Below are 20,179 nucleotides of genomic sequence, written 5' to 3'. Positions count from 1 at the left end.
CGGTTAATGGGATGCGGCTGTCGCGGCGTCGGGAACGGCCTCGCCCTGCGCCGCGCGGTGCTTAATCAGCTGCTGGCTGATGGCCTCCACGCGGGCGTCGGTGAGCTTGTAGAACGACAGCATGATGAACATGCCCGCGTAGAGCACCACCGGCACCACGCAGAACAGAATTTTGATGGTGGTCAGCACCTCAACCGGCTGCACGCTGCTGCTGGCGGAATAGTTCACGTACGCCAGGATCCAGCCCACCACCGCCCCGCCAATCGCCAGGCCAATCTTCAGGCTGAACAGGTAGGTGGAGAACACCAGCCCGTCGAGGCGGCGACCGCTGCGGCTCTCCTCGTAATCCACCACGTCAGAGGCCATCAGCCACTGCAGCGGTGTGGTGGTGTTAAAGACGAACAGGAACAGGATGTTGAGGGCAAAAATCAGCGCGATGTGCTCAGCCGGGGTGACGAAAATCAGCAGGCTGATCAGCGAGTAGGCGACAATGATCCACTTGAAAGCGGTGACGCGGTCGAAGCGGCCCAGCAGGCGGGAGGAGCAGAGCGAGCCAAACATGGTGGCGAGGCTGCCGTAGAGTAAGAACTGTGTCGCCATCTCCGGGTGATCCATCACGTATTTCACGAAGTAGAGCGTCGCCCCGCCGCGCACCACGTTGGAGCAGGTCGCCATCATCTTGAACGCGCACATGATCCGCCACTGGCTATTGCCGAGCAGCAGCTTCAGGTCTTTGGATACCGACGAGCCCGGCTGCACTTCAAAGGTGTAGCGCTCTTTGGTGGTAAAGAAGCAGACGTAGAGCAGCACCACGCCAACCAGCCCCAGCACGCACATGGCGCCGAAATAGCCCATCTGCTCGTCCCCTTTGCCGATGATGCTCACCAGCGGCAGCGCGATGCCGCTGATGGCGAGCGAGCCCGCCGCCGCCAGGAAGAAGCGCCAGGACTGCAGGGCGTGACGCTCTTTCGGGTCGGCGGTGATGACGCCCGGCATGGCGCAGTACGGCACGTTAACGAAGGTGTAGACCAGGGTCAGGAGAATGTAGGTCACGCAGGCGTAGATGATCTTGCCCTGCGCGGAGAAGTCCGGCGTGTAGAAGGTCAACACGCAGACGATGCCGAACGGGATGGCGCCCCACAGCAGGAACGGGCGGAACTGGCCGTGACGCGTGCGGGTGCGGTCTACCAGCAGCCCCATCAGCGGGTCGGTGACGGCGTCGAGCACGCGGGAGACCAAAAACAGCGTGCCCATAATGCCCGCCGACAGGCCGAAGACGTCGGTGTAGAAGTAGGCCAGCAGAAACATCGTGGCCTGCCAGACGAAGCCGCAGGCGGTGTCACCCAGCCCGTAGCCAATTTTGTCTTTCATGGTTAATTGCGTCATCAGAATTACACCCTTATGTAGTGTGCTGAATTACAACATCGTGTTAATGGAGTGTAATGAGCTGTTCAATTAACCAGCAATGGTCATATCTTATTTCCGAATTACGTTATTTTGCTTTTGTGACGCCGACGATATATCTCAACCTATTGTTTATATTATTAAATAACAGAAATGAAAAAAACGTCCGCGGAATATTTTCCGCAGACGGGTTTATCTCTGAAAATAATTAAATGCCGAGCGCTTTTTTACCGGCGTTAATTACCTCAATGATTTTATCGGTGTCATAAATACAGCCTTTCCAGGTGCCGCCGCTCACCGACTGCAGCGCCGCCCACAGCCGGGTATCGTCCGGCAAAAAGTCGTGGGCGTGCAGGTTCGGGTGCGTCTGCCGCCGCGCCAGCTCGCGCGCGCCCTCCTCCGGCGTCAACGGGTTGTCCGCGGTGCCGATGAAGTTCACGCTGCCCGTGAGGGTCAGGCGGTCGACGGCAATCTCGATGATATCGTTATCGCGCAGCTTGCCAATCGGCCCGCCCGCCAGCGCCTCCGGCGACACGTGGCCGAAGCAGGCGCCCGTCGACACGCCCGAGAAGCGCGCATCGGTGATTAACGACACCGTCTTGCCCCACGAGATATGCTTCAGCGCGGAGGTAAGCTGGTAGGTCTCTTCCATGCCGGTGCCGGACGGTCCGCCGCCGATCACCACCATGATATCGCCCTGCGCAATCTCTTCCCGCTTGATGGCCTTGATCGCCTGCGCTTCCGAGACAAACACCCGCGCCCGGCCGGTGTGGCGGTATACGCCATCTTCGCCCACCACCGACGGGTCAATCGCCGTGGCCTTGATCACCGAGCCTTCCGGCGCGATGTTGCCCGTCGGGAAGCAGACCGTCGAGGTCAGCCCTTTCGCTTTTGCCTTCTCCGGCGGCAGGATCACATCATCCGGATCCACGCCGTCCTGCTCGCGCAGGCACTGGCGGAAGCGCTCACGGCGCTCGGACGCCTGCCACCAGTCGAGGTTCTCGCCCACCGTCTGGCCGGTCACGGTCATGGCGTCCAGATGCAGCAGGCCGAGTTCGCGCAGGTGGAGCATCACCTCCGGCACGCCGCCCGCGAGGAACGCGCGCACGGTCGGGTGATAGTCCGGGCCGTTGGGCAGCACGCTGACCAGGCGCGGCACCCTGCGGTTGACGCGCGTCCAGTGTTCAACGTCCGGGATCGTGCAGCCCGCCGCGTGGGCGATGGCCGGAATGTGCAGCAGTAAATTGGTGGAGCCGCCGAACGCCGCGTGGATCACCATGGCGTTTTCGATGGCTTTATCGGTGAGGATATCGCGCGTGGTGATGCCGCGGTTATCCAGCTCGCTGACCGCGCGCGCCGCCTGGCGGGCGATCTCCAGCCACACCGCCTGCCCGGACGGCGCCAGCGCGGAGTGCGGCAGCGCCAGGCCCAACGCCTCCGCAACCACCTGCGAGGTGCCCGCCGTGCCGAGGAACTGGCACCCGCCACCCGGCGACGCGCAGGCGCGGCAGCCCAGCTCGGCGGCTTCCTGCAATGACAATTCATGGTTAGCGAAGCGCGCGCCGATGGTCTGCACCTTACCCGCGTCTTCCCCCACGGTCGGCGGCAGCGTCGCCCCGCCCGGCACCAGAATGGTCGGCAGGTCGTGCATCGAGGCCAGCGCAATCATGGTGGCGGGCAGCCCTTTATCGCAGGTTGCCACGCCGATCACCGCCCGCCGCGTGGGCAGGGAGCGGATCAGTCGGCGAAACACGATCGCCGCGTCGTTGCGGTACGGCAGGGAGTCGAACATGCCGTGCGTACCCTGCGAGCGTCCGTCGCACGGATCGCTGACAAAGGCCGCAAACGGGATCCCGCCGCTGCGGGTAATCTCCTTCGCCGCCGCCTGCATCTGCATGCCGATCTCCCAGTGCCCGGTGTGGTAGCCCAGCGCGACCGGGCGCCCGTCTCCGGCGCGGATGCCGCCCTGGGTGCCGATGATCAGCACCTCTTTCCCGGTCAGCCTGTTGGCGTCCCAGCCCATCCCGGCGTTCTGGGTCATGCCGAACAGGTTGCCGCTGGGGGATTCCATCAGCATCTGCGGGGTCAGCGGCAGCGCGCCCTGCGGCCCCGCCGCGTGGGTGATCACCGCATAAAACGCGTCGTCCTGTGGGGTGAAAATTTTCTCAATGGTCATCGTTATCGTCCGGCTCAGCAGAGCTTGAGCTGTTGCAGCAGGGTTTTCAGCTGCGCCTTGCGCGGCTCGTCCAGCGGCGATGCGGGCGGCAGCACGTGCGTGGAGACAGGGCGGCCGCAGAGCACAATCGCCTCTTTAATCACGTTCACAAACGGCGTATCCAGCTGATACATCTGCGGTATTTGCAGTAAGGTCTGATGATACTCAGCCGCTTTCGCCACGTCCCCGTCGCGCCACGCTTTCAGAAGATTCACCGACACCTGCGGTGCAAAGTTGCCGCTGGCCGAGATCGCCCCGTCGCCGCCGAGCAGCAGGGTATTAAAGAGGTGATCGTCATAGCCGCAGAGCACGGTGAAGTGCGGATGGGCACCTTTGACGGTATGGATCATGCTGCGCAGGTGGGCGACGGAGTCGATGGTGTCTTTGATGCCGATAATATTGCTGCGCGAGTCGGCGAGTGTTTTCACCAGCGCCGGGGTCAGATCCTGCCCGGTCAGCGCCGGGAAGTTATAGAGCATCACCGGCAGCGTGACGCTGTCCGCCACCTGCTCGAAATAGCGGATCAGGTTCGCTTCCGACACCTTCCAGTAGTAGGGGTTAATCACCACGATGCCGTCCGCGCCCGCCTGCTGCGCGTGCTGGCTGAGCTCAATGGTTTCCCGGGCGTTGGTGCCGCCGGTGCCGATCAGAACCGGCACACGACGATCGACATGATCGATAGCAAAGCGGGCAATGGTTTTACGCTCTTCGGCACCGAGCTGGGAGAACTCGCCGCCGCTGCCCAGGAAGAACAAGCCGTCAACGCCTGCTTTGATCAGATCGTCGATCAGCGCGGCGGTGCCCGGCTTATCGAGCTGACCGTCGGCGGTAAAGATGGTGGAGACAGGGGGAATGATTCCCGTGAACAACGCGGACTGCGGCATGAGATCTCCTTGCTGAATCATTTTGTTCTACATTATAGAACAGCGTTCATTAATTTAACGATCATACTATGACGCAGAAAAAGGTGAGGTAAATGGGAAGGGAGGAGGGAGTGCGGGAAATTTAAGCTGGATCACAGATTGCGTGGGTGCGGTCTGGTGCCCTCACCCTAACCCTCTCCCACAGGGAGAGGGAACTTTAACACCCTCTCCCCTTGGGTGAGGGAAAATTACTCCACTAACATTTTAACAACTACTTTCCTGACCTTAGCAGGCTCCCCAACCGCGCACAGCGGCTTATGCACTTCACCCGGCCAGAACACCACAAAATCCCCTTCGCTCAGTACCACGGTTTTCTCCTGCTCGCCTTCTGGCAGGAACGCGATGTCTTTGTCCGCCAGCCAGTCGGTGTCCGGCGCGCCGTACGGCAGGGTACTGAAGGTCATCCCCTCCTGACCCTTCATCACGATCTGGATATCCAGATAGCGCGCGTGGTACTCGGCGCGGCGCTCGGCGAACGGCTGGGTCATGTCTTCCGAGACCAGATAAAACAGGCTGTTGCCGTTGATGTCGTGTTTCCCGAGCGGCGTGGCGTCGGTGACGTGGGCTTTAACGTGCTCAATGGCCTGGCGCAGATCGTCAGTCAGCCAGGACTGCAAATGGTGGATGTTGCCGATAATCATGTTTCAACCCTCAATATAAAACAATGTTTCATTTTTATATTTTATACGAGAATCCCCGCTGCCATACCAGCCCTTTTTCGTTGAGATTTGCGCGAGCGCATGTTTATCGGGAATGGTGTTAATTTGCTGTTAATCCTGCTCAGGCATTTATGCAGGGGTTATGAATAACATTGGCAAGTGCATATCGCACGGCTGAACTAACCCTCTGATCATTCAGGTTAATTAACAAAACTCGTTGCCACCTCACACTTTACCGTTCTGATAATGTGCTCAAAAAAGCCATAATTATTTAAGGATTTTTCTTAAGTCAAAAATAGTTAATTACGTGAATTGCATAGCCATTCCTACAGGCATAATTAAGCATTAAAAATCAGCAACATAACGGAATGTATCAAAAGATTAAAATCTACAAAATAATAACAACCTAAAATAATGCCACCGAATCCTGCTTAGCTATTCATCCCTGAACAATATGAAATTAATCATTATCTGATGCGAATCATGCAAATGAAAACAAACCTCTTAATATCCATTTTCGCGTGAGCGATGTCACATTATGGATTATTTAACTGCCTAGTATGAATCACGAAATCAATTGAGCTTAGCCGCCATGTAATTAAACACAACGCATGGCGCATGCCCTTTTTATTCTGAAAAAAAGTTAAAGGAATAATTATGGAAAAGCATTATGTCGGTTCTGAAATTGGTCAATTGCGTAGCGTTATGCTGCACCGCCCAAATTTAAGTCTGAAACGTTTAACGCCATCGAACTGTCAGGAGCTGCTTTTCGATGACGTGCTCTCGGTTGAGCGGGCGGGTGAGGAGCATGATATCTTCGCAAACACGCTGCGCGATCAGGGTGTGGAAGTCCTGCTGTTGACCGACCTTCTGACACAAACCCTTGATATTGCAGAGGCGAAAGCCTGGCTGCTGGATACGCAGATCTCCGACTATCGCCTCGGCCCCACCTTTGCCGGCGACGTGCGCGGCTGGCTGGCGGATATGCCGCACCGCGAACTGGCGCGCAGACTGAGCGGCGGATTAACCTACGGTGAAATTCCGGCGGCCATTAAAAATATGGTGGTCGATACCCACACGGCGAATGATTTTATTATGAAGCCGCTGCCGAACCATTTATTTACCCGCGACACCTCTTGCTGGATTTATAACGGCGTCTCTATTAACCCCATGGCCAAACCGGCACGTCAGCGTGAAACCAATAACCTGCGAGCAATATATCGCTGGCACCCGGCGTTTGCCGACGGCGATTTTATTAAGTATTTCGGCGACGAGAATATTAATTACGACCACGCCACCTTAGAAGGCGGCGACGTATTGGTGATTGGCCGCGGCGCGGTACTGATCGGCATGTCCGAACGCACGACGCCGCAGGGCGTGGAGTTCCTCGCCAATAGCCTGTTCAAACACCGTCAGGCCGAGCGCGTGATCGCCGTTGAGCTGCCCAAACACCGCTCCTGCATGCACCTCGACACCGTGATGACCCACATCGACGTGGACACCTTCTCCGTTTATCCGGAAGTGGTGCGCAAAGACGCCCAGTGCTGGACGCTCACCCCGGACGGACGCGGCGGCCTGCTGCGCACCCAGGAAACCGACCTGCTGCACGCCATCGAGAAAGCGCTCGGCATTAGCCAGGTGCGCCTGATCACCACCGGCGGCGACGCCTTTGAAGCCGAACGCGAGCAGTGGAACGACGCTAACAACGTCCTGACCATCCGCCCGGGCGTGGTAATCGGCTACGAGCGCAACGTCTGGACCAACGAGAAGTACGACAAAGCGGGCATCACCGTGCTGCCCATCCCTGGCGACGAGCTCGGACGCGGCCGCGGCGGCGCTCGCTGCATGAGCTGCCCGCTGGAACGCGACGGAATTTAAAGGAGCCATCATGGAACGAAAACCCACTCTGGTTGTGGCCCTGGGCGGCAACGCGCTGCTCAAGCGCGGCGAGCCGCTGGAAGCGGAGATCCAGCGCCAGAACATCGAGCAGGCCGCCCGCACCATCGCCGGGCTGACGGCGCAGTGGCGCGTGGTGCTGGTTCACGGCAACGGCCCGCAGGTCGGGCTGCTGGCGCTGCAGAACAGCGCCTACGACAAAGTGACGCCCTACCCGCTGGACGTTCTCGGCGCCGAAAGCCAGGGGATGATCGGCTACATGCTCCAGCAAGCGCTGAAAAATAATCTGCCGCAGCGCGAGGTGAGCGTCCTGCTCACGCAGGTCGAAGTGGACGCCGCCGACCCGGCCTTCAGCAACCCGACCAAGTACATAGGCCCGGTGTACAGCGAAGCCCAGGCGAAAGCGCTGGCCGCGGAAAAAGGCTGGGTATTCAAGGCCGACGGGAGCTACGTCCGCCGCGTGGTGCCGTCGCCGCAGCCGAAGCGCATCGTCGAGAGCGACGCCATCACGGCGCTGATTCAGCGTGACCACCTGGTGATCTGCAACGGCGGCGGCGGCGTGCCGGTGGTGGAAAACGCCAACGGCTATCGCGGGATTGAAGCGGTGATCGACAAAGACCTCTCCGCCGCGCTGCTGGCGAGGCAGATCGAAGCCGACGCCCTGCTGATCCTCACCGATGCCGACGCGGTGTACCTCGACTGGGGCAAGCCGACCCAGCGCCCGCTGGCGCAGGTGACGCCGGAGCTGCTCAGAGATATGCAGTTCGACGCCGGATCGATGGGGCCGAAAGTGGCCGCCTGCCGCGAGTTTGTTGAAGCCTGCAACGGCATTGCCGGGATCGGCGCGCTGGCCGACGGCGCAGAGATCCTGGCGGGCGAGAAAGGCACGTTGATTCGTAATTGAACACCCTTTTCCCCTCACCCACCTCTCCCTCTCCCCGTGGGAGAGGGCCGGGGTGAGGGCATCAGACAGCTAAATTTTAAAAAGGATTTACCCATGACCATCAACCTGAAAAACCGCAACTTTCTGAAACTGCTGGACTACACCCCGGCGGAGATCCAGTACCTGATCGATCTCGCCATCGACCTGAAGGCGGCCAAAAAAGCCGGGCGTGAGAAGCAAACCCTGGTCGGGAAAAACATCGCCCTGATCTTTGAAAAAACCTCCACCCGCACCCGCTGCGCCTTCGAAGTGGGCGCGTTCGACCAGGGCGCGCAGGTCACCTACCTCGGCCCAAGCGGCTCGCAGATTGGCCATAAAGAGTCGATGAAGGACACCGCCCGCGTATTAGGCCGTATGTATGACGGCATCGAATACCGCGGCTACGGCCAGGCCATCGTCGAAGAGCTGGGCGAATATGCGGGCGTGCCGGTGTGGAACGGCCTGACCGACGAGTTCCACCCAACGCAAATCCTCGCCGACCTGATGACCATGCTGGAGCATTCGCCGGGCAAAACCCTGCCGGAGTTGAGCTTTGCTTATCTCGGCGACGCGCGCAACAACATGGGCAACTCGCTGATGGTCGGCGCGGCCAAGATGGGGATGGATATCCGCCTCGTCGCGCCGAAATCCTTCTGGCCGGAAGCCGGGCTGGTTGAGCAGTGCCGCGCCATCGCCAAAGAAACAGGCGCGCGCATTACCCTCACCGACGACGTGGAAGAAGGCGTGCGGGGGACCGATTTCCTCTACACCGACGTGTGGGTCTCCATGGGCGAGCCGAAGGAAGCCTGGGCCGAGCGCGTCAGCCTGATGAAGCCGTATCAGATTAACGCGGATGTGATGAAGGCCACCGGCAACCCGAACGTCAAGTTTATGCACTGCCTCCCGGCGTTCCACAACGAGCACACCAAAGTGGGCCGCGAGATCGAGATGGCATACGGCCTGAAGGGGCTGGAGGTGACAGAAGAGGTCTTCGAATCACCGAACTCCATCGTTTTCGACGAAGCAGAGAACCGCATGCACACCATTAAAGCGGTCATGGTGGCGACACTCGGCGACTAATCACCGCCCGGCGCGCCGCGGGGTGCGCCGGGTTTCAGGAGAACATCATGGGCAAGTTTAAGTTTCCCTCCGCTTACACCATTCTCTTTTTTCTGATTGCCGTGGTTGCCGTGCTGACGTGGATTGTGCCGGCCGGGCAGTACCATATGGCGATGAACGAGGCGCTCGGCAAGGACGTGCCGGTTGCCGGCACCTACGCGCACGTGGCGGCGCATCCGCAGGGGCTGGTTTCGGTGCTGATGGCGCCGATTGCCGGGCTCTACGATCCGGAATCCGGCCAGGCCGGGGCGATCGACGTCGCGCTGTTTATTCTGATCATCGGGGGCTTCCTCGGGATCGTCACCAAAACCGGGGCGATTGACGCCGGGATCGAGCGCGTCACCACTAAGTTGCGTGGCCGCGAGGAGTGGATGATCCCGATCCTGATGGCGCTGTTTGCCGCTGGCGGCACAATTTACGGCATGGCCGAGGAGTCGCTGCCGTTCTACACCCTGCTGGTGCCGGTGATGCTGGCGGCGCGGTTCGATCCGGTCGTCGCCGCGTCCACCGTCCTGCTCGGGGCGGGGATCGGTACCCTCGGCTCTACTATTAACCCGTTCGCCACGGTGATCGCCGCCAACGCCGCCGGGATCCCCTTCACCAACGGCATCATGTTGCGCATCGCGCTGCTGGTGATTGGCTGGGTTATCTGCGTGGCGTGGGTGATGCGCTACGCCCGCAAGGTCCGCAAGGATCCTTCGCTGTCGATCGTGGCGGATAAGCAGGAAGAAAACCTCGCCCATTTCCTCGGCAACAAGGGCGAGCAGTCGCTGGAATTTACCCCGGTGCGCAAACTCATCCTGGTGATTTTCGCCCTCGCCTTCGCGGTGATGATCTACGGCGTGGCGGTGCTGGGCTGGTGGATGGCGGAGATCTCGGCGGTGTTTCTCGCCAGCGCGATTATCGTCGGGCTGATTGCGCGGATGAGCGAAGAGGAGCTGACCTCAACCTTTATCAACGGCGCGCGAGATTTGCTGGGCGTCGCGCTGATTATCGGCATTGCGCGCGGTATCGTAGTCATCATGGATAAGGGCATGATTACCCACACCATTTTGCATAGCGCCGAGGGGATGGTCACCGGGTTGTCGACGGTGGCGTTTATCAACGTGATGTACTGGCTGGAAGTGGTGCTGTCGTTTCTTGTGCCATCTTCGTCCGGCCTGGCCGTTCTGACGATGCCGATCATGGCGCCGCTTGCCGATTTCGCTAACGTCAACCGCGACCTGGTGGTAACGGCTTACCAGTCGGCGTCCGGCATCGTTAACCTTGTCACTCCCACCTCTGCCGTTGTGATGGGCGGGCTGGCTATTGCCCGCGTGCCCTACGTGCGCTATCTGAAATGGGTCGCGCCGCTGTTGGGGATATTAACGGTGGTGATTATGGTGGCGTTAAGCCTGGGTGCCATGTTGTGATTTGCCGGATGGCGCTGCGCTTATCCGGCCTACGGATCGGTGCAGTGCCACCGGTTATTTCGGGAACTGATATGGGAACTATGATGGATTACGAAGAGTACTCTCCCAAAGAGCAACTACAGCTAACGGTCTGCCAGCGTCTGATCGCGGAAAAGAGCTATCTCTCTCAGGAGGAGATCCGCCGCGACTTGCAGGAGCGGGGTTTTGAGACCATCAGCCAGTCCACCGTTTCACGTCTGCTCAAGTTGCTTGGTGTCATAAAAATTCGAAATGCCAAAGGTCTAAAAATTTATTCGCTGAATCCCCAGCTGCGCCCTGCCCCCGATGCCGCGCGCACCGTATCCGAAATGGTGGTGAGCGTGGAGCACAATAGCGAATTTATCCTTATCCATACCGTTGCCGGATATGGCCGCGCGGTGGCGCGTATTCTGGATTATCACCAGTTACCGGAAATTTTAGGCGTGGTGGCCGGAAGCAGTATCGTCTGGGTCGCACCCAGGGTCGTGAAGCGCACCGCGCTGGTGCATAAGCAAATTAATTATTTACTCAGAACGCATTAATATTCATAAAGAACCGTTTGCATTGAGTAAAGCGTGCATTAAATCGCTTGATCCGCAAAGCGAGCTGCGTATAATGCCCGACAATTTGCCGGGAGGAAGCATGGTCAAGCGTGTACGACATAACGTCTTACCGCGTCTGAAATCAGACGCTGGCCTGCCGTTTTTCTTCCCGTTGCTAAACCTATTCCCAGAGCCCCTCATTTGAGGGGCTTTTTTTTGCCCGGCGTCAGGAGATAAACATGAATCCGCTTTATCAAAAACACATCATTTCCATAAACGACCTCAGCCGCGAAGAGCTGGAACTGGTTCTGGAAACCGCGGCAAAACTGAAGGCCAATCCGCAACCGGAGCTGCTGAAGCACAAGGTGATTGCGAGCTGCTTCTTCGAAGCTTCAACCCGCACCCGCCTCTCCTTTGAAACCTCCATGCACCGCCTGGGCGCGAGCGTGGTGGGCTTCTCGGACAGCAGCAATACGTCACTGGGTAAAAAAGGCGAGACCCTGGCGGACACCATTTCAGTCATCAGTACCTACGTGGACGCGATTGTGATGCGCCACCCGCAGGAAGGCGCGGCGCGTCTGGCGACGGAATTTTCCGGCGGCATTCCGGTGCTGAACGCCGGTGACGGTGCCAACCAGCATCCGACGCAGACCCTGCTGGATCTGTTCACCATTCAGGAGACGCAGGGCACGCTCGAGAACCTGAACATCGCCATGGTCGGCGACCTGAAGTACGGCCGCACCGTCCACTCCCTGACCCAGGCGCTGGCGAAATTTAACGGCAACCGCTTCTTCTTCATCGCCCCGGACGCGCTGGCGATGCCGCAGTACATTCTCGACATGCTGGACGAAAAAGGCATTCAGTGGAGCCTGCACGCCAGCATCGAAGAGGTGGTGGGCCACGTGGATATTCTCTACATGACCCGCGTACAGAAAGAGCGTCTGGATCCGTCCGAATACGCCAACGTGAAGGCGCAGTTCGTGCTGCGCGCCAGCGACCTCGACGGTGCCCGCGACAACATGAAGGTGCTGCATCCGCTGCCGCGCATCGATGAGATCGCCACAGACGTGGACAAAACGCCGCACGCCTGGTACTTCCAGCAGGCCGGAAACGGCATCTTCGCCCGCCAGGCGTTACTGGCACTGGTTCTGAATCGCGAATTGGCACTGTAAGGGGAAACGACAATGACACACGATAACAAACTCCAGGTTGAAGCCATCAAGCGTGGCACCGTGATTGACCACATCCCTGCACAGGTGGGCTTTAAGCTGCTGACGCTGTTCAAACTGACCGAAACCGACCAGCGCATCACCATCGGCCTGAACCTTCCGTCGGGTGAAATGGGCCGCAAGGACCTGATTAAAATTGAGAACACCTTCCTGACCGACGAGCAGGTTAACCAGCTGTCGCTGTACGCGCCGGACGCCACGGTCAACCGCATCGACGAGTATGAAGTGGTCGGAAAATCCCGCCCGAGCCTGCCGGATCGCATCGAAAGCGTGCTGGTCTGTCCGAACAGCAACTGCATCAGTCACGCTGAGCCGGTTTCCTCCAGTTTTGCAGTGAAAAAACGCGCCAATGACATCGCGCTCAAATGCAAATACTGCGAAAAAGAGTTTTCTCATTATGTGGTGCTGGCCAACTAATTGAGGTTGGTAAAGGATCCCGGCCTCCCTATAATGGCCGGGAACATTTAATCAGCTGTTATTCTGGAGAAATCATGACCAAAGTACTCGCGACGGAAAGTGCACCAGCGGCTATCGGCCCTTACGTTCAGGGCGTCGATCTGGGCAGCATGATCATCACCTCTGGGCAGATCCCGGTGAACCCGAAAACTGGTGAAGTGCCGGCCGACGTAGCGGCACAGGCGCGTCAGTCGCTGGAAAACGTGCAGGCGATCGTTGAAGCTGCCGGTCTGAAAGTGGGCGATATCGTGAAAACCACCGTTTTTGTGAAAGATCTGAACGATTTCGCGACCGTTAACGCCACGTATGAAGCCTTCTTCAACGAGCACAACGCCTCCTTCCCGGCGCGCTCCTGCGTTGAAGTGGCCCGTCTGCCAAAAGACGTGAAAATTGAAATTGAAGCGATTGCCGTACGTCGCTAATTTATTTCAATAAAGAGAAGGCAGCTCCGGCTGCCTTTTTTATTTCGACTACTTTTACTCTCTGTATAATATGACATGTCAGTCAGTCCATTATTAGACTCTCCCCTCCCGGTAATATTCTCTAATAATGGATGAGTAATGAAACTTTCAAAAATTGCACTTGCCCTTGCGACATTGACCGTTGCATCCTCAGCATTTGCTCACGGATATATTGAATCTCCGGCCAGCCGCGCTTATATGTGTAAGCTGGGTCAAAACGTTGACTGCGGCTCTGTACAGTATGAGCCACAGAGCGTAGAGAAAACCTCTGGCTTCCCGTCAGGCGCTGAGCCCGCGGACGGAGATCTCGCCAGCGCAGGTATTTCTCAGTACTCTCAGCTTGATAAGCAGAGCCTGAATGCCTGGACCAAAAACCCGATGACGGCGGGCCCACATGAATTCGTCTGGCACCATACTGCACCGCATAAAACCACCAACTGGCGTTATTACATTACTAAGCAGAACTGGGATCCAAATAAGCCGCTGACTCGCGATCAGTTTGAATTAACCCCATTCTGTACAATCAACGGAAATAACCAGGCTCCTGCCGTCACAAAAAGCATGACCTGTAATGTTCCTGAGCGCACGGGCTACCAGGTTATTTACGGCGTATGGGAAATTGCGGATACCTCGAACAGTTTCTATCAGGCCATTGACGTTGATTTCGGTAACGGCGGCAACGTCACCCCGGACGACACGCCTGCGGTGGTGTCCGAATGGAATAAAACGCTGAGCGGGCAGATTGCCGGTAATAACCTGAATGCAGGCGATAAAGTCATCGCGCGATTCTTCGATGCCAACGGCGAAGTTGCCGCCATGCGCACCGAGATGACCATTAGTTCAGCAGCCCAGGGGGATGCGAACCAGTGGGCATACGATCTGGCGCAGAAAATCAACGCGGCGCACAGCGAAGTACGCGTCGGCGTGAAGGATGAAGCGGGTGAAATCAGCCCGGTCCACGGCGCGAACAGCGTCTTCGTCAAAGACGGCAGCGCCCTGCAGTCCGTTGCGATCTCGTATGAAGAGCAGAAGGCGGAAGTGCATGAAACCATTGCCGTTTCTAACCTGCAGTACAGCAAAATCGAGAACGGCAAGGCAACCGTCACCTTCCACGTAAACACCAAAGGTGACGTGAACCTTGAAGCACACGTGATGAACCACAGCGGTGCGGAAAAAGGCTACCTGAAGCAGGACATGAACAACGCCAACCAGGACGTGACCATGACCCTGAATGACGTGACGGCGGGTCACCACATGCTGAAATACTACGCGACCAACAAAGACGGCACGATGTTCGCCCAGGACGTGCTGAACCTGATGCTGGAAGGCGATTCAGCCGCAGACGGCACCGGTCAGCACGATTTTATCTTCCCGGACAGCATTGCGTCTTACAAAGCGGGTACCGTGGTACTGCAGCCTAAAGACGGTAAGACCTACGAGTGCAAGCCGTTCCCGTACAGCGGCTACTGCGTGCAGTACAGCCCAACCGCAAACCAGTATGAGCCAGGCGTTGGCGCACACTGGAAAGAGGCGTGGGTGCTGAAGAACTGAGTTGCTTGATTCCCTCACCCTAACCCTCTCCCTTTGGGAGAGGGCCGGGGTGAGGGGTTACTGATTCCGCGTCGCCCGCAGCAGCGTCTCCAGCGGATATACCGCCGCAATCACCACCTCGTCCTGCACCTTCGCCGCGTTATCCAGCTCGCTCTGAATCGACGCGATCTCTTTATCATCCAGCGTGCCCTGGCGCGCCACCAGATCCGTCAGCCTCAGTCCAATGGAGGCCAGCTTATCCACCTCCTGAATCACCGGCTTCATCGCCTTTAGCTGATAGCTGTTTTCGCTTAAGGCCAGCGCGTCGCTGGTGTTGCTCTGCCAGCGGTTAAAGACGTGGCGCAGCGCGTCGGCACTTTCCGTGTCTTCCGCGTCGCTCACCAGCCTGTCGGCCCATTTGTTCATCTGCCGCACCGTGGCGCTTTCGGCGTTCAGTGCATCCGCGAAGCGGTTGAGCGGTTCGAACTGATGATAATTTCCCGCCTGGAACTTCAGGTGCTGGCGGGTGTAATACTGCGCGGGCTCCACCGCCTGGGCGAGGATTTGCAGCGGCAGGGTGTCGGCACTGTTAGAAAGGCGCGTGAACTGCACCTGCTGCTGGGTATGCTGCTGCAGCCCGACGGACACCGTCGACCAGCTGTCCATCGCCTGCAGGCGGGTATACATGTTGTCGACGTCGTTGACGTCCTTCGCTGACCACAGCCGCTCCGCCACCGCAAAGGCGCGCGGCCACAGGCGGATATCCAGCACCGGTGCGACCACGTTCTCCGCCCACAGCGCGGCTTCACCGCCGAGCAGGTTGGCCTGATTCGCCACGTCCGGCACGACGGGCGGAATGCCTTTCGGTACCTCGTCCACACGCGAGCCGCTAATCGGGTAGCGCGTATTCCCCATCAGGAAGTAACCGGAAAGCTTGTCGTTATCAACGTTGACGACCGGGCGCGTCTCGCCCATCCAGGTGTCGACGGTGAAGGTCACCTGATTGTCGTCACGCCATTCAATGTCCTGCACCGCGCGGCGGGATTTCCCGGCAAAATCAATAAATCCGCGCCAGCCGGCATCCCCTTTTACCAGCGTAAAGCTCCCCTCTACCGGCTTGCCCTTCAGGCGAGGCATGGTGAAGGCCCAGCTCTGGACGCTGTCGGTGTCTGCAATCACATCCGCGCCGTTCAGCCCCTGCGGGACGATTTCATTGCGGTAGTGGTAGGCGGTGGACTGGGGCTGATCGAGATAGAAGCCCGTCGAGAGAATGCCTTTGTAGCCGCTCTGCGCCACCTGCCCCAGCGCGTCCTGCCCCTGCCAGGACTGGATCAGAATGCTTTTCGGCAGGTCGGGATGGTAGATCTCGTCCCAGCCGACCATCTGCCGGTGATGCTTCTCAAGGATCGTTTCCAGCCTGCGGTTGAAATACGCCTGCAGCGCGTGGCTGTCGGCAAGCTTCTTATCGCGCATAAATTGCTGAATGGCCGGGTTCGCTTTCCACTGGCTGTCGTCCACCTCATCACCGCCGATGTGCAGATAGGGATCGGGGAAGATCGCCGCCAGTTCGCTGACCATCGCGTCGGCAAAGGCGTAGGTTGCGTCTTTTGTTGGATCCAGCACCGGCTTCAGCACGCCCCAGCTGCGCTCCATGCTGTATGGCCCCGGGGCGCTCATCAGCTCCGGATAGGCCACGGCAATCGCCGAGGCGTGGCCCGGCATGTCGATCTCCGGCACCACGCGAATGCCGCGCTCGGCGGCGTAACGCACCACCTCGCGCATCTGTTCAGGGGTGTAGAACAGCCCGTCGCTGGCAAGCTGCGTCAGCTTAGGGTAGCGCTTCGAGCTGAAGCGCCAGCCCTGGTCGTCGGTCATGTGCCAGTGCAGGACGTTGAGCTTTGCCGCGGCCATGCCGTCGATCTGGCGCTTGATATCCGGCAGCGGGATAAAGTGGCGCGCCGAGTCCAGCAGCAGCCCGCGCCACGGGAAGCGCGGCGAATCTTCAATGGTGACCCACGGCAGCGAGGTGTTTTCCGCTCCGTTCTGCATCAGCTGGAGCAACGTTTCCATAGCGCGCAGCGCGCCGAAGCGGGTGTTAGCGGAGATGTTCACGCCGTTGGCGTCCACCGTGAGCTTATAGCTTTCATCGCTGTCCGGCAGCGGCTGCGGCTTGACCTTTTTGGCAATCGCGATGCGGATGGTCGGTTTGTCTGGCTTTTCAGCCTGAGGCTGCAGCGTCCAGCCGGTTTGCAGGGCAATGCGCTGGCGCAGGCGGTTGACCGCGTCACCGAGATCGTCCCCGGTGACGCTAATGGATACGTTGTTGCTGAGCACCAGCGCGCCCTGGGGGGTCGGGCGTTCGACCTTAGCAGGCCAGGGCATCAAAGGGAGATCGCCTGCCGGAGCGGCAAAGGCAGAGGCAGAGGCGCCGAGCATCAGCCCGGCGGTTAAGAGACTGTACCGTAACATGAATGTTCCTTATCTGACGGGCCAAATAAAGGCAAAACATTCTGTTAACATGCGCTCAATTTGTCGTCAAGCGAATGCGCCGACGGAGATCACAGGTTGTTGAATTTGGGAGGAAAGCCAGTCCTCTCACCCCGGCCCTCTCCCCAAAGGGGAGAGGGTGAAAAACTTACTGCCACCCGTACCGACGCGCATAGAATCCTTTCACCATCTGCGTCAGCACCATATAGCCCGCGAGGATCGCCACCAGCCACGGGAAGTAGCTCAGCGGCAGTGCCTGCAACTGCAGGTAGCCTGCCAGCGGCGAGAACGGCAGCGCGATGCCGAGCGCCATCACAATCCCCGTCATCACAATCAGCGGCCACGCGGCACGGCTCTGGATGAACGGAATGCGGCGGGTGCGGATCATATGCACAATCAGTGTCTGCGACAGCAGACCTACCACGAACCAGCCGGACTGGAACAGCGTCTGATGTTCCGGGGTGTTGGCGTGGAATACAAACCACATCAGGCAGAAGGTCAGAATGTCAAAGATGGAGCTGATCGGCCCAAAGAACAGCATAAAGCGCCCCAGATCGGCGGGGTTCCAGCGCTGCGGCTTCTGGATCTGCTCGTCGTCCACGTTATCAAACGGAATCGCTACCTGAGACACGTCGTACATCAGGTTCTGGATCAGCAGATGCAGCGGCAGCATCGGCAGGAACGGCAGAAATGCGCTCGCCACCAGCACGCTGAAGACGTTACCGAAGTTGGAGCTGGCGGTCATTTTGATGTACTTGAGCATGTTGGCGAAGGTGCGACGCCCTTCGATAACGCCCTCCTCCAGCACCATCAGGCTCTTTTCCAGCAGGATGATATCCGCCGCTTCGCGGGCGATATCCACCGCGCCGTCTACGGAGATGCCAATGTCCGCCGCACGCAGCGCGGGCGCGTCGTTGATACCGTCGCCCATAAAGCCCACCACGTGCCCTTCGCGACGCAGCAGGGTGACGATGCGCTCTTTGTGCATCGGGGTCAGGCGGGCAAACAGCGTGGTGCGCTGGGCAAGCTGCGCCAGTTCGTCGTCGGTGAGGTGCTCAATGTCGCTCCCCACCACCACGTCGCCCGCGTCAAGGCCGACCTCGTGGCACACTTTGGCGGCCACCAGCTCGCTGTCGCCGGTGAGGATTTTGACGGTAATACCGCTTGCCTTCAGCGCCTTCAGTGCCGGCGCGGTGGTCTCTTTCGGCGGATCGAGGAATGCGATGTAACCCTCAAGGATCAAATCGGATTCGTCGATACGCTGATAGTCCCCCTCACGCGCGGGCAGGAACTTGCTCGCCACCGCCACCACGCGCAGCCCCTGACGGTTCAGGTTGTCGGTGACGCGCTTGATGCGGCGCAGCATGGTGTCGTCCAGCGGGACGATCTCACCGTTATAGCGAACCTGCGTCGATACGTTGAGGATCTCCTGCAGCGCCCCTTTGCAGATCAGCTGGTGCACGTCTGTCTGCTCGCTCACCACCACCGACATGCGGCGGCGCTCGAAGTCGAACGGGATTTCGTCCACCTTCTGCCAGCGGCCGGAGAGCGTGCGGGCGGCTTCCTCGTCCACGCCTTCCAGCACCGCCACGTCGAGCAGGTTTTTCAGCCCGGTCTGGTAGTGGCTGTTCAGCCACGCGCTGTGGAGCACGCGCTCGCTGGTTTTACCGGCGATATCGGTGTGGTTCTCCAGCACGATTTTGTCCTGCGTCAGGGTGCCGGTTTTATCGGTGCAGAGGATGTCCATCGCGCCGAAGTTCTGAATGGCGTCCAGGTGCTTGACGATCACTTTCTGTTTAGAGAGTTTCACCGCCCCGCGCGCCAGCGTGGAGGTGACAATCATCGGCAGCATTTCCGGCGTTAAGCCAACGGCCACGGAGAGCGCAAACAGCGCCGCCTCCCACCAGTCGCCCTTGGTGTAGCCGTTGATCAGCAGCACAATCGGCGTCATCACCATCATAAAGCGGATCAGCAGCATGCTGACGCGGCCAATCCCTTTCTGGAAGGCGTTCGGCTCGCTCTCCTGCTCGCTGACGCGTCCGGCAAGCTGTCCAAACCAGGTGTTGCCCCCGGTGGCGGTGACAATCGCCTGCGCGGTGCCGCTCACAACCGTGGTGCCCATAAAGCACAGGGTATCGCACTCGAGCGGGTTCATCTGCTGCGGGTCGCGGCTGCGCGATACTTTTTCAACGGGCAGGGATTCCCCGGTCAGAGAGGCTTGCGCCACGAACAGATCGCGCGCCTGGATGATGCGTAAATCCGCCGGGATCATGTCCCCCGCCGCCAGCTTCACCAGATCGCCCGGCACCAGCTGGTCGATAGGCAGCTCCACCCAGGCGTTTTCGCCGAGATCGTTAATCACCCGCGAGACGGTCGCGGTGTTGCTGACCATCGCCTTCAGGGCATCCGCCGCTTTGGTGGAGCGAGCTTCCTGAATAAAGTTCAGCAACGTGGAGATGCCCACCATCAGGGCGATGACGCCCGCGGCGAACAGATCTTCCGTCGCGTAGGAGATAATGCCGAGCACGGTCAGCAGCAGGTTGAACGGGTTGCGGTAGCAGAGCCACAGGTGCACCCACCACGGAGAGGGCTTCTGCGCCGGGATCTGGTTATCGCCGTGCACGGCGCGGATTTTTTCCACTTCAGACGCGTTCAGCCCTTCAGGATGACCGCCAAAGGCGCGCCAGACTTCGTTTTCATCCATCGCCGCCACGTTCAGGCAGCGTTCGGTCAGGGACGCGGGGATCGCCGCCCCCGCCATGTTTTTGGCATTGGGCAGCGGGTCGCGCTGAACAAGACGGTGTGGCAGGTGGCGGCTCAGCAGCGCCTGCAGCTGCCGGGTGATATTTTTAAACATAGACATTCCTCCGCATCCGCCTGGGCGGACGCAGCATTCCCTTCAGGCG

At 59.1% G+C, this 20,179-nt stretch carries 16 protein-coding genes and 1 pseudogene; 10 read left to right on the top strand and 7 right to left on the bottom strand.

Annotated features, from left to right (window positions below; genetic code table 11):
* Positions 1–3 precede the first annotated feature (3 nt).
* The 4 genes from HBM95_02775 to HBM95_02760 form a co-directional block, all read right to left on the bottom strand.
* On the bottom strand, positions 4–1,386 hold the full coding sequence (locus HBM95_02775; protein NIH41865.1) for an MFS transporter: 1,383 nt from the start codon (positions 1,384–1,386) through the stop codon (positions 4–6).
* 226 nt (positions 1,387–1,612) lie between these two features.
* On the bottom strand, positions 1,613–3,580 hold the full coding sequence (gene yagF, locus HBM95_02770) for a xylonate dehydratase YagF (GenBank protein NIH41864.1): 1,968 nt from the start codon (positions 3,578–3,580) through the stop codon (positions 1,613–1,615).
* A 14-nt stretch (positions 3,581–3,594) separates the two neighbouring features.
* Positions 3,595–4,503, bottom strand: coding sequence for a 2-keto-3-deoxygluconate aldolase (yagE, locus tag HBM95_02765; GenBank protein NIH41863.1), 909 nt, complete (start codon positions 4,501–4,503; stop codon positions 3,595–3,597).
* Positions 4,504–4,730: 227 nt separating this feature from the next.
* Positions 4,731–5,183, bottom strand: coding sequence for a DUF386 domain-containing protein (locus HBM95_02760; protein ID NIH41862.1), 453 nt, complete (start codon positions 5,181–5,183; stop codon positions 4,731–4,733).
* Positions 5,184–5,858: 675 nt separating this feature from the next.
* Between HBM95_02760 and arcA the strand changes: the two genes are divergently transcribed.
* The 5 genes from arcA to HBM95_02735 all read left to right on the top strand — a co-directional run bounded on the left by arcA (position 5,859) and on the right by HBM95_02735 (position 11,110).
* A complete protein-coding gene (gene arcA / locus HBM95_02755; protein ID NIH41861.1) occupies positions 5,859–7,079 on the top strand; it encodes an arginine deiminase in 1,221 nt (406 codons plus the stop codon).
* A gap of 10 nt (positions 7,080–7,089) precedes the next feature.
* Positions 7,090–8,001 (top strand): carbamate kinase, encoded by a 912-nt coding sequence (gene arcC, locus HBM95_02750; GenBank protein NIH41860.1) that lies wholly within the window; start codon positions 7,090–7,092, stop codon positions 7,999–8,001.
* Positions 8,002–8,094: 93 nt separating this feature from the next.
* Positions 8,095–9,099 carry an ornithine carbamoyltransferase gene (gene argF / locus HBM95_02745; GenBank protein NIH41859.1) on the top strand — a complete coding sequence of 335 codons (1,005 nt, stop codon included), beginning with the start codon at positions 8,095–8,097 and terminating at the stop codon, positions 9,097–9,099.
* Between the two features lie 47 nt (positions 9,100–9,146).
* Positions 9,147–10,550 carry a YfcC family protein gene (locus HBM95_02740; GenBank protein ID NIH41858.1) on the top strand — a complete coding sequence of 468 codons (1,404 nt, stop codon included), beginning with the start codon at positions 9,147–9,149 and terminating at the stop codon, positions 10,548–10,550.
* A gap of 80 nt (positions 10,551–10,630) precedes the next feature.
* The gene (locus HBM95_02735) at positions 10,631–11,110 is read left to right on the top strand and encodes an ArgR family transcriptional regulator (protein NIH41857.1); all 480 of its coding nucleotides are present in this window, start codon (positions 10,631–10,633) and stop codon (positions 11,108–11,110) included.
* On the opposite strand, the pseudogene HBM95_02730 reads toward HBM95_02735, so the two are convergent.
* Positions 11,107–11,231: pseudogene (locus HBM95_02730) on the bottom strand (hypothetical protein). The gene HBM95_02735 and the pseudogene HBM95_02730 sit on opposite strands and share 4 nt — an antisense overlap.
* On the opposite strand from HBM95_02730, the gene HBM95_02725 reads away from it, so the two are divergent.
* The 5 genes from HBM95_02725 to gbpA all read left to right on the top strand — a co-directional run bounded on the left by HBM95_02725 (position 11,184) and on the right by gbpA (position 14,807).
* Positions 11,184–11,315 (top strand): PyrBI operon leader peptide, encoded by a 132-nt coding sequence (locus HBM95_02725; GenBank protein ID NIH41856.1) that lies wholly within the window; start codon positions 11,184–11,186, stop codon positions 11,313–11,315. The pseudogene HBM95_02730 and the gene HBM95_02725 sit on opposite strands and share 48 nt — an antisense overlap.
* Positions 11,316–11,349: 34 nt before the next feature.
* The gene (pyrB, locus tag HBM95_02720; protein NIH41855.1) at positions 11,350–12,282 is read left to right on the top strand and encodes an aspartate carbamoyltransferase; all 933 of its coding nucleotides are present in this window, start codon (positions 11,350–11,352) and stop codon (positions 12,280–12,282) included.
* 12 nt (positions 12,283–12,294) lie between these two features.
* On the top strand, positions 12,295–12,756 hold the full coding sequence (gene pyrI / locus HBM95_02715; protein ID NIH41854.1) for an aspartate carbamoyltransferase regulatory subunit: 462 nt from the start codon (positions 12,295–12,297) through the stop codon (positions 12,754–12,756).
* 74 nt (positions 12,757–12,830) lie between these two features.
* A complete protein-coding gene (gene ridA, locus HBM95_02710; GenBank protein NIH41853.1) occupies positions 12,831–13,217 on the top strand; it encodes a 2-iminobutanoate/2-iminopropanoate deaminase in 387 nt (128 codons plus the stop codon).
* 138 nt (positions 13,218–13,355) lie between these two features.
* On the top strand, positions 13,356–14,807 hold the full coding sequence (gene gbpA / locus HBM95_02705) for an N-acetylglucosamine-binding protein GbpA (GenBank protein ID NIH41852.1): 1,452 nt from the start codon (positions 13,356–13,358) through the stop codon (positions 14,805–14,807).
* A gap of 57 nt (positions 14,808–14,864) precedes the next feature.
* On the opposite strand, the gene HBM95_02700 is transcribed toward gbpA, so the two are convergent.
* Together HBM95_02700 and mgtA are read right to left on the bottom strand one after the other, a co-directional pair.
* Complete coding sequence (locus HBM95_02700) at positions 14,865–17,255, bottom strand: family 20 glycosylhydrolase (GenBank protein NIH41851.1); 2,391 nt, start codon at positions 17,253–17,255, stop codon at positions 14,865–14,867.
* 166 nt (positions 17,256–17,421) lie between these two features.
* Entirely contained in the window at positions 17,422–20,130 is a 2,709-nt protein-coding gene (mgtA, locus tag HBM95_02695) for a magnesium-translocating P-type ATPase (GenBank protein NIH41850.1), read from the bottom strand.
* Positions 20,131–20,179: the final 49 nt, after the last annotated feature.

Source organism: Enterobacter asburiae, assembly GCA_011754535.1.
Taxonomy (GTDB): Bacteria; Pseudomonadota; Gammaproteobacteria; order Enterobacterales; family Enterobacteriaceae; genus Enterobacter; species Enterobacter cloacae_N.
The sequence above is the reverse complement of the archived record's forward strand: the minus strand, read 5'-3'. Positions and strand labels throughout refer to the sequence as shown.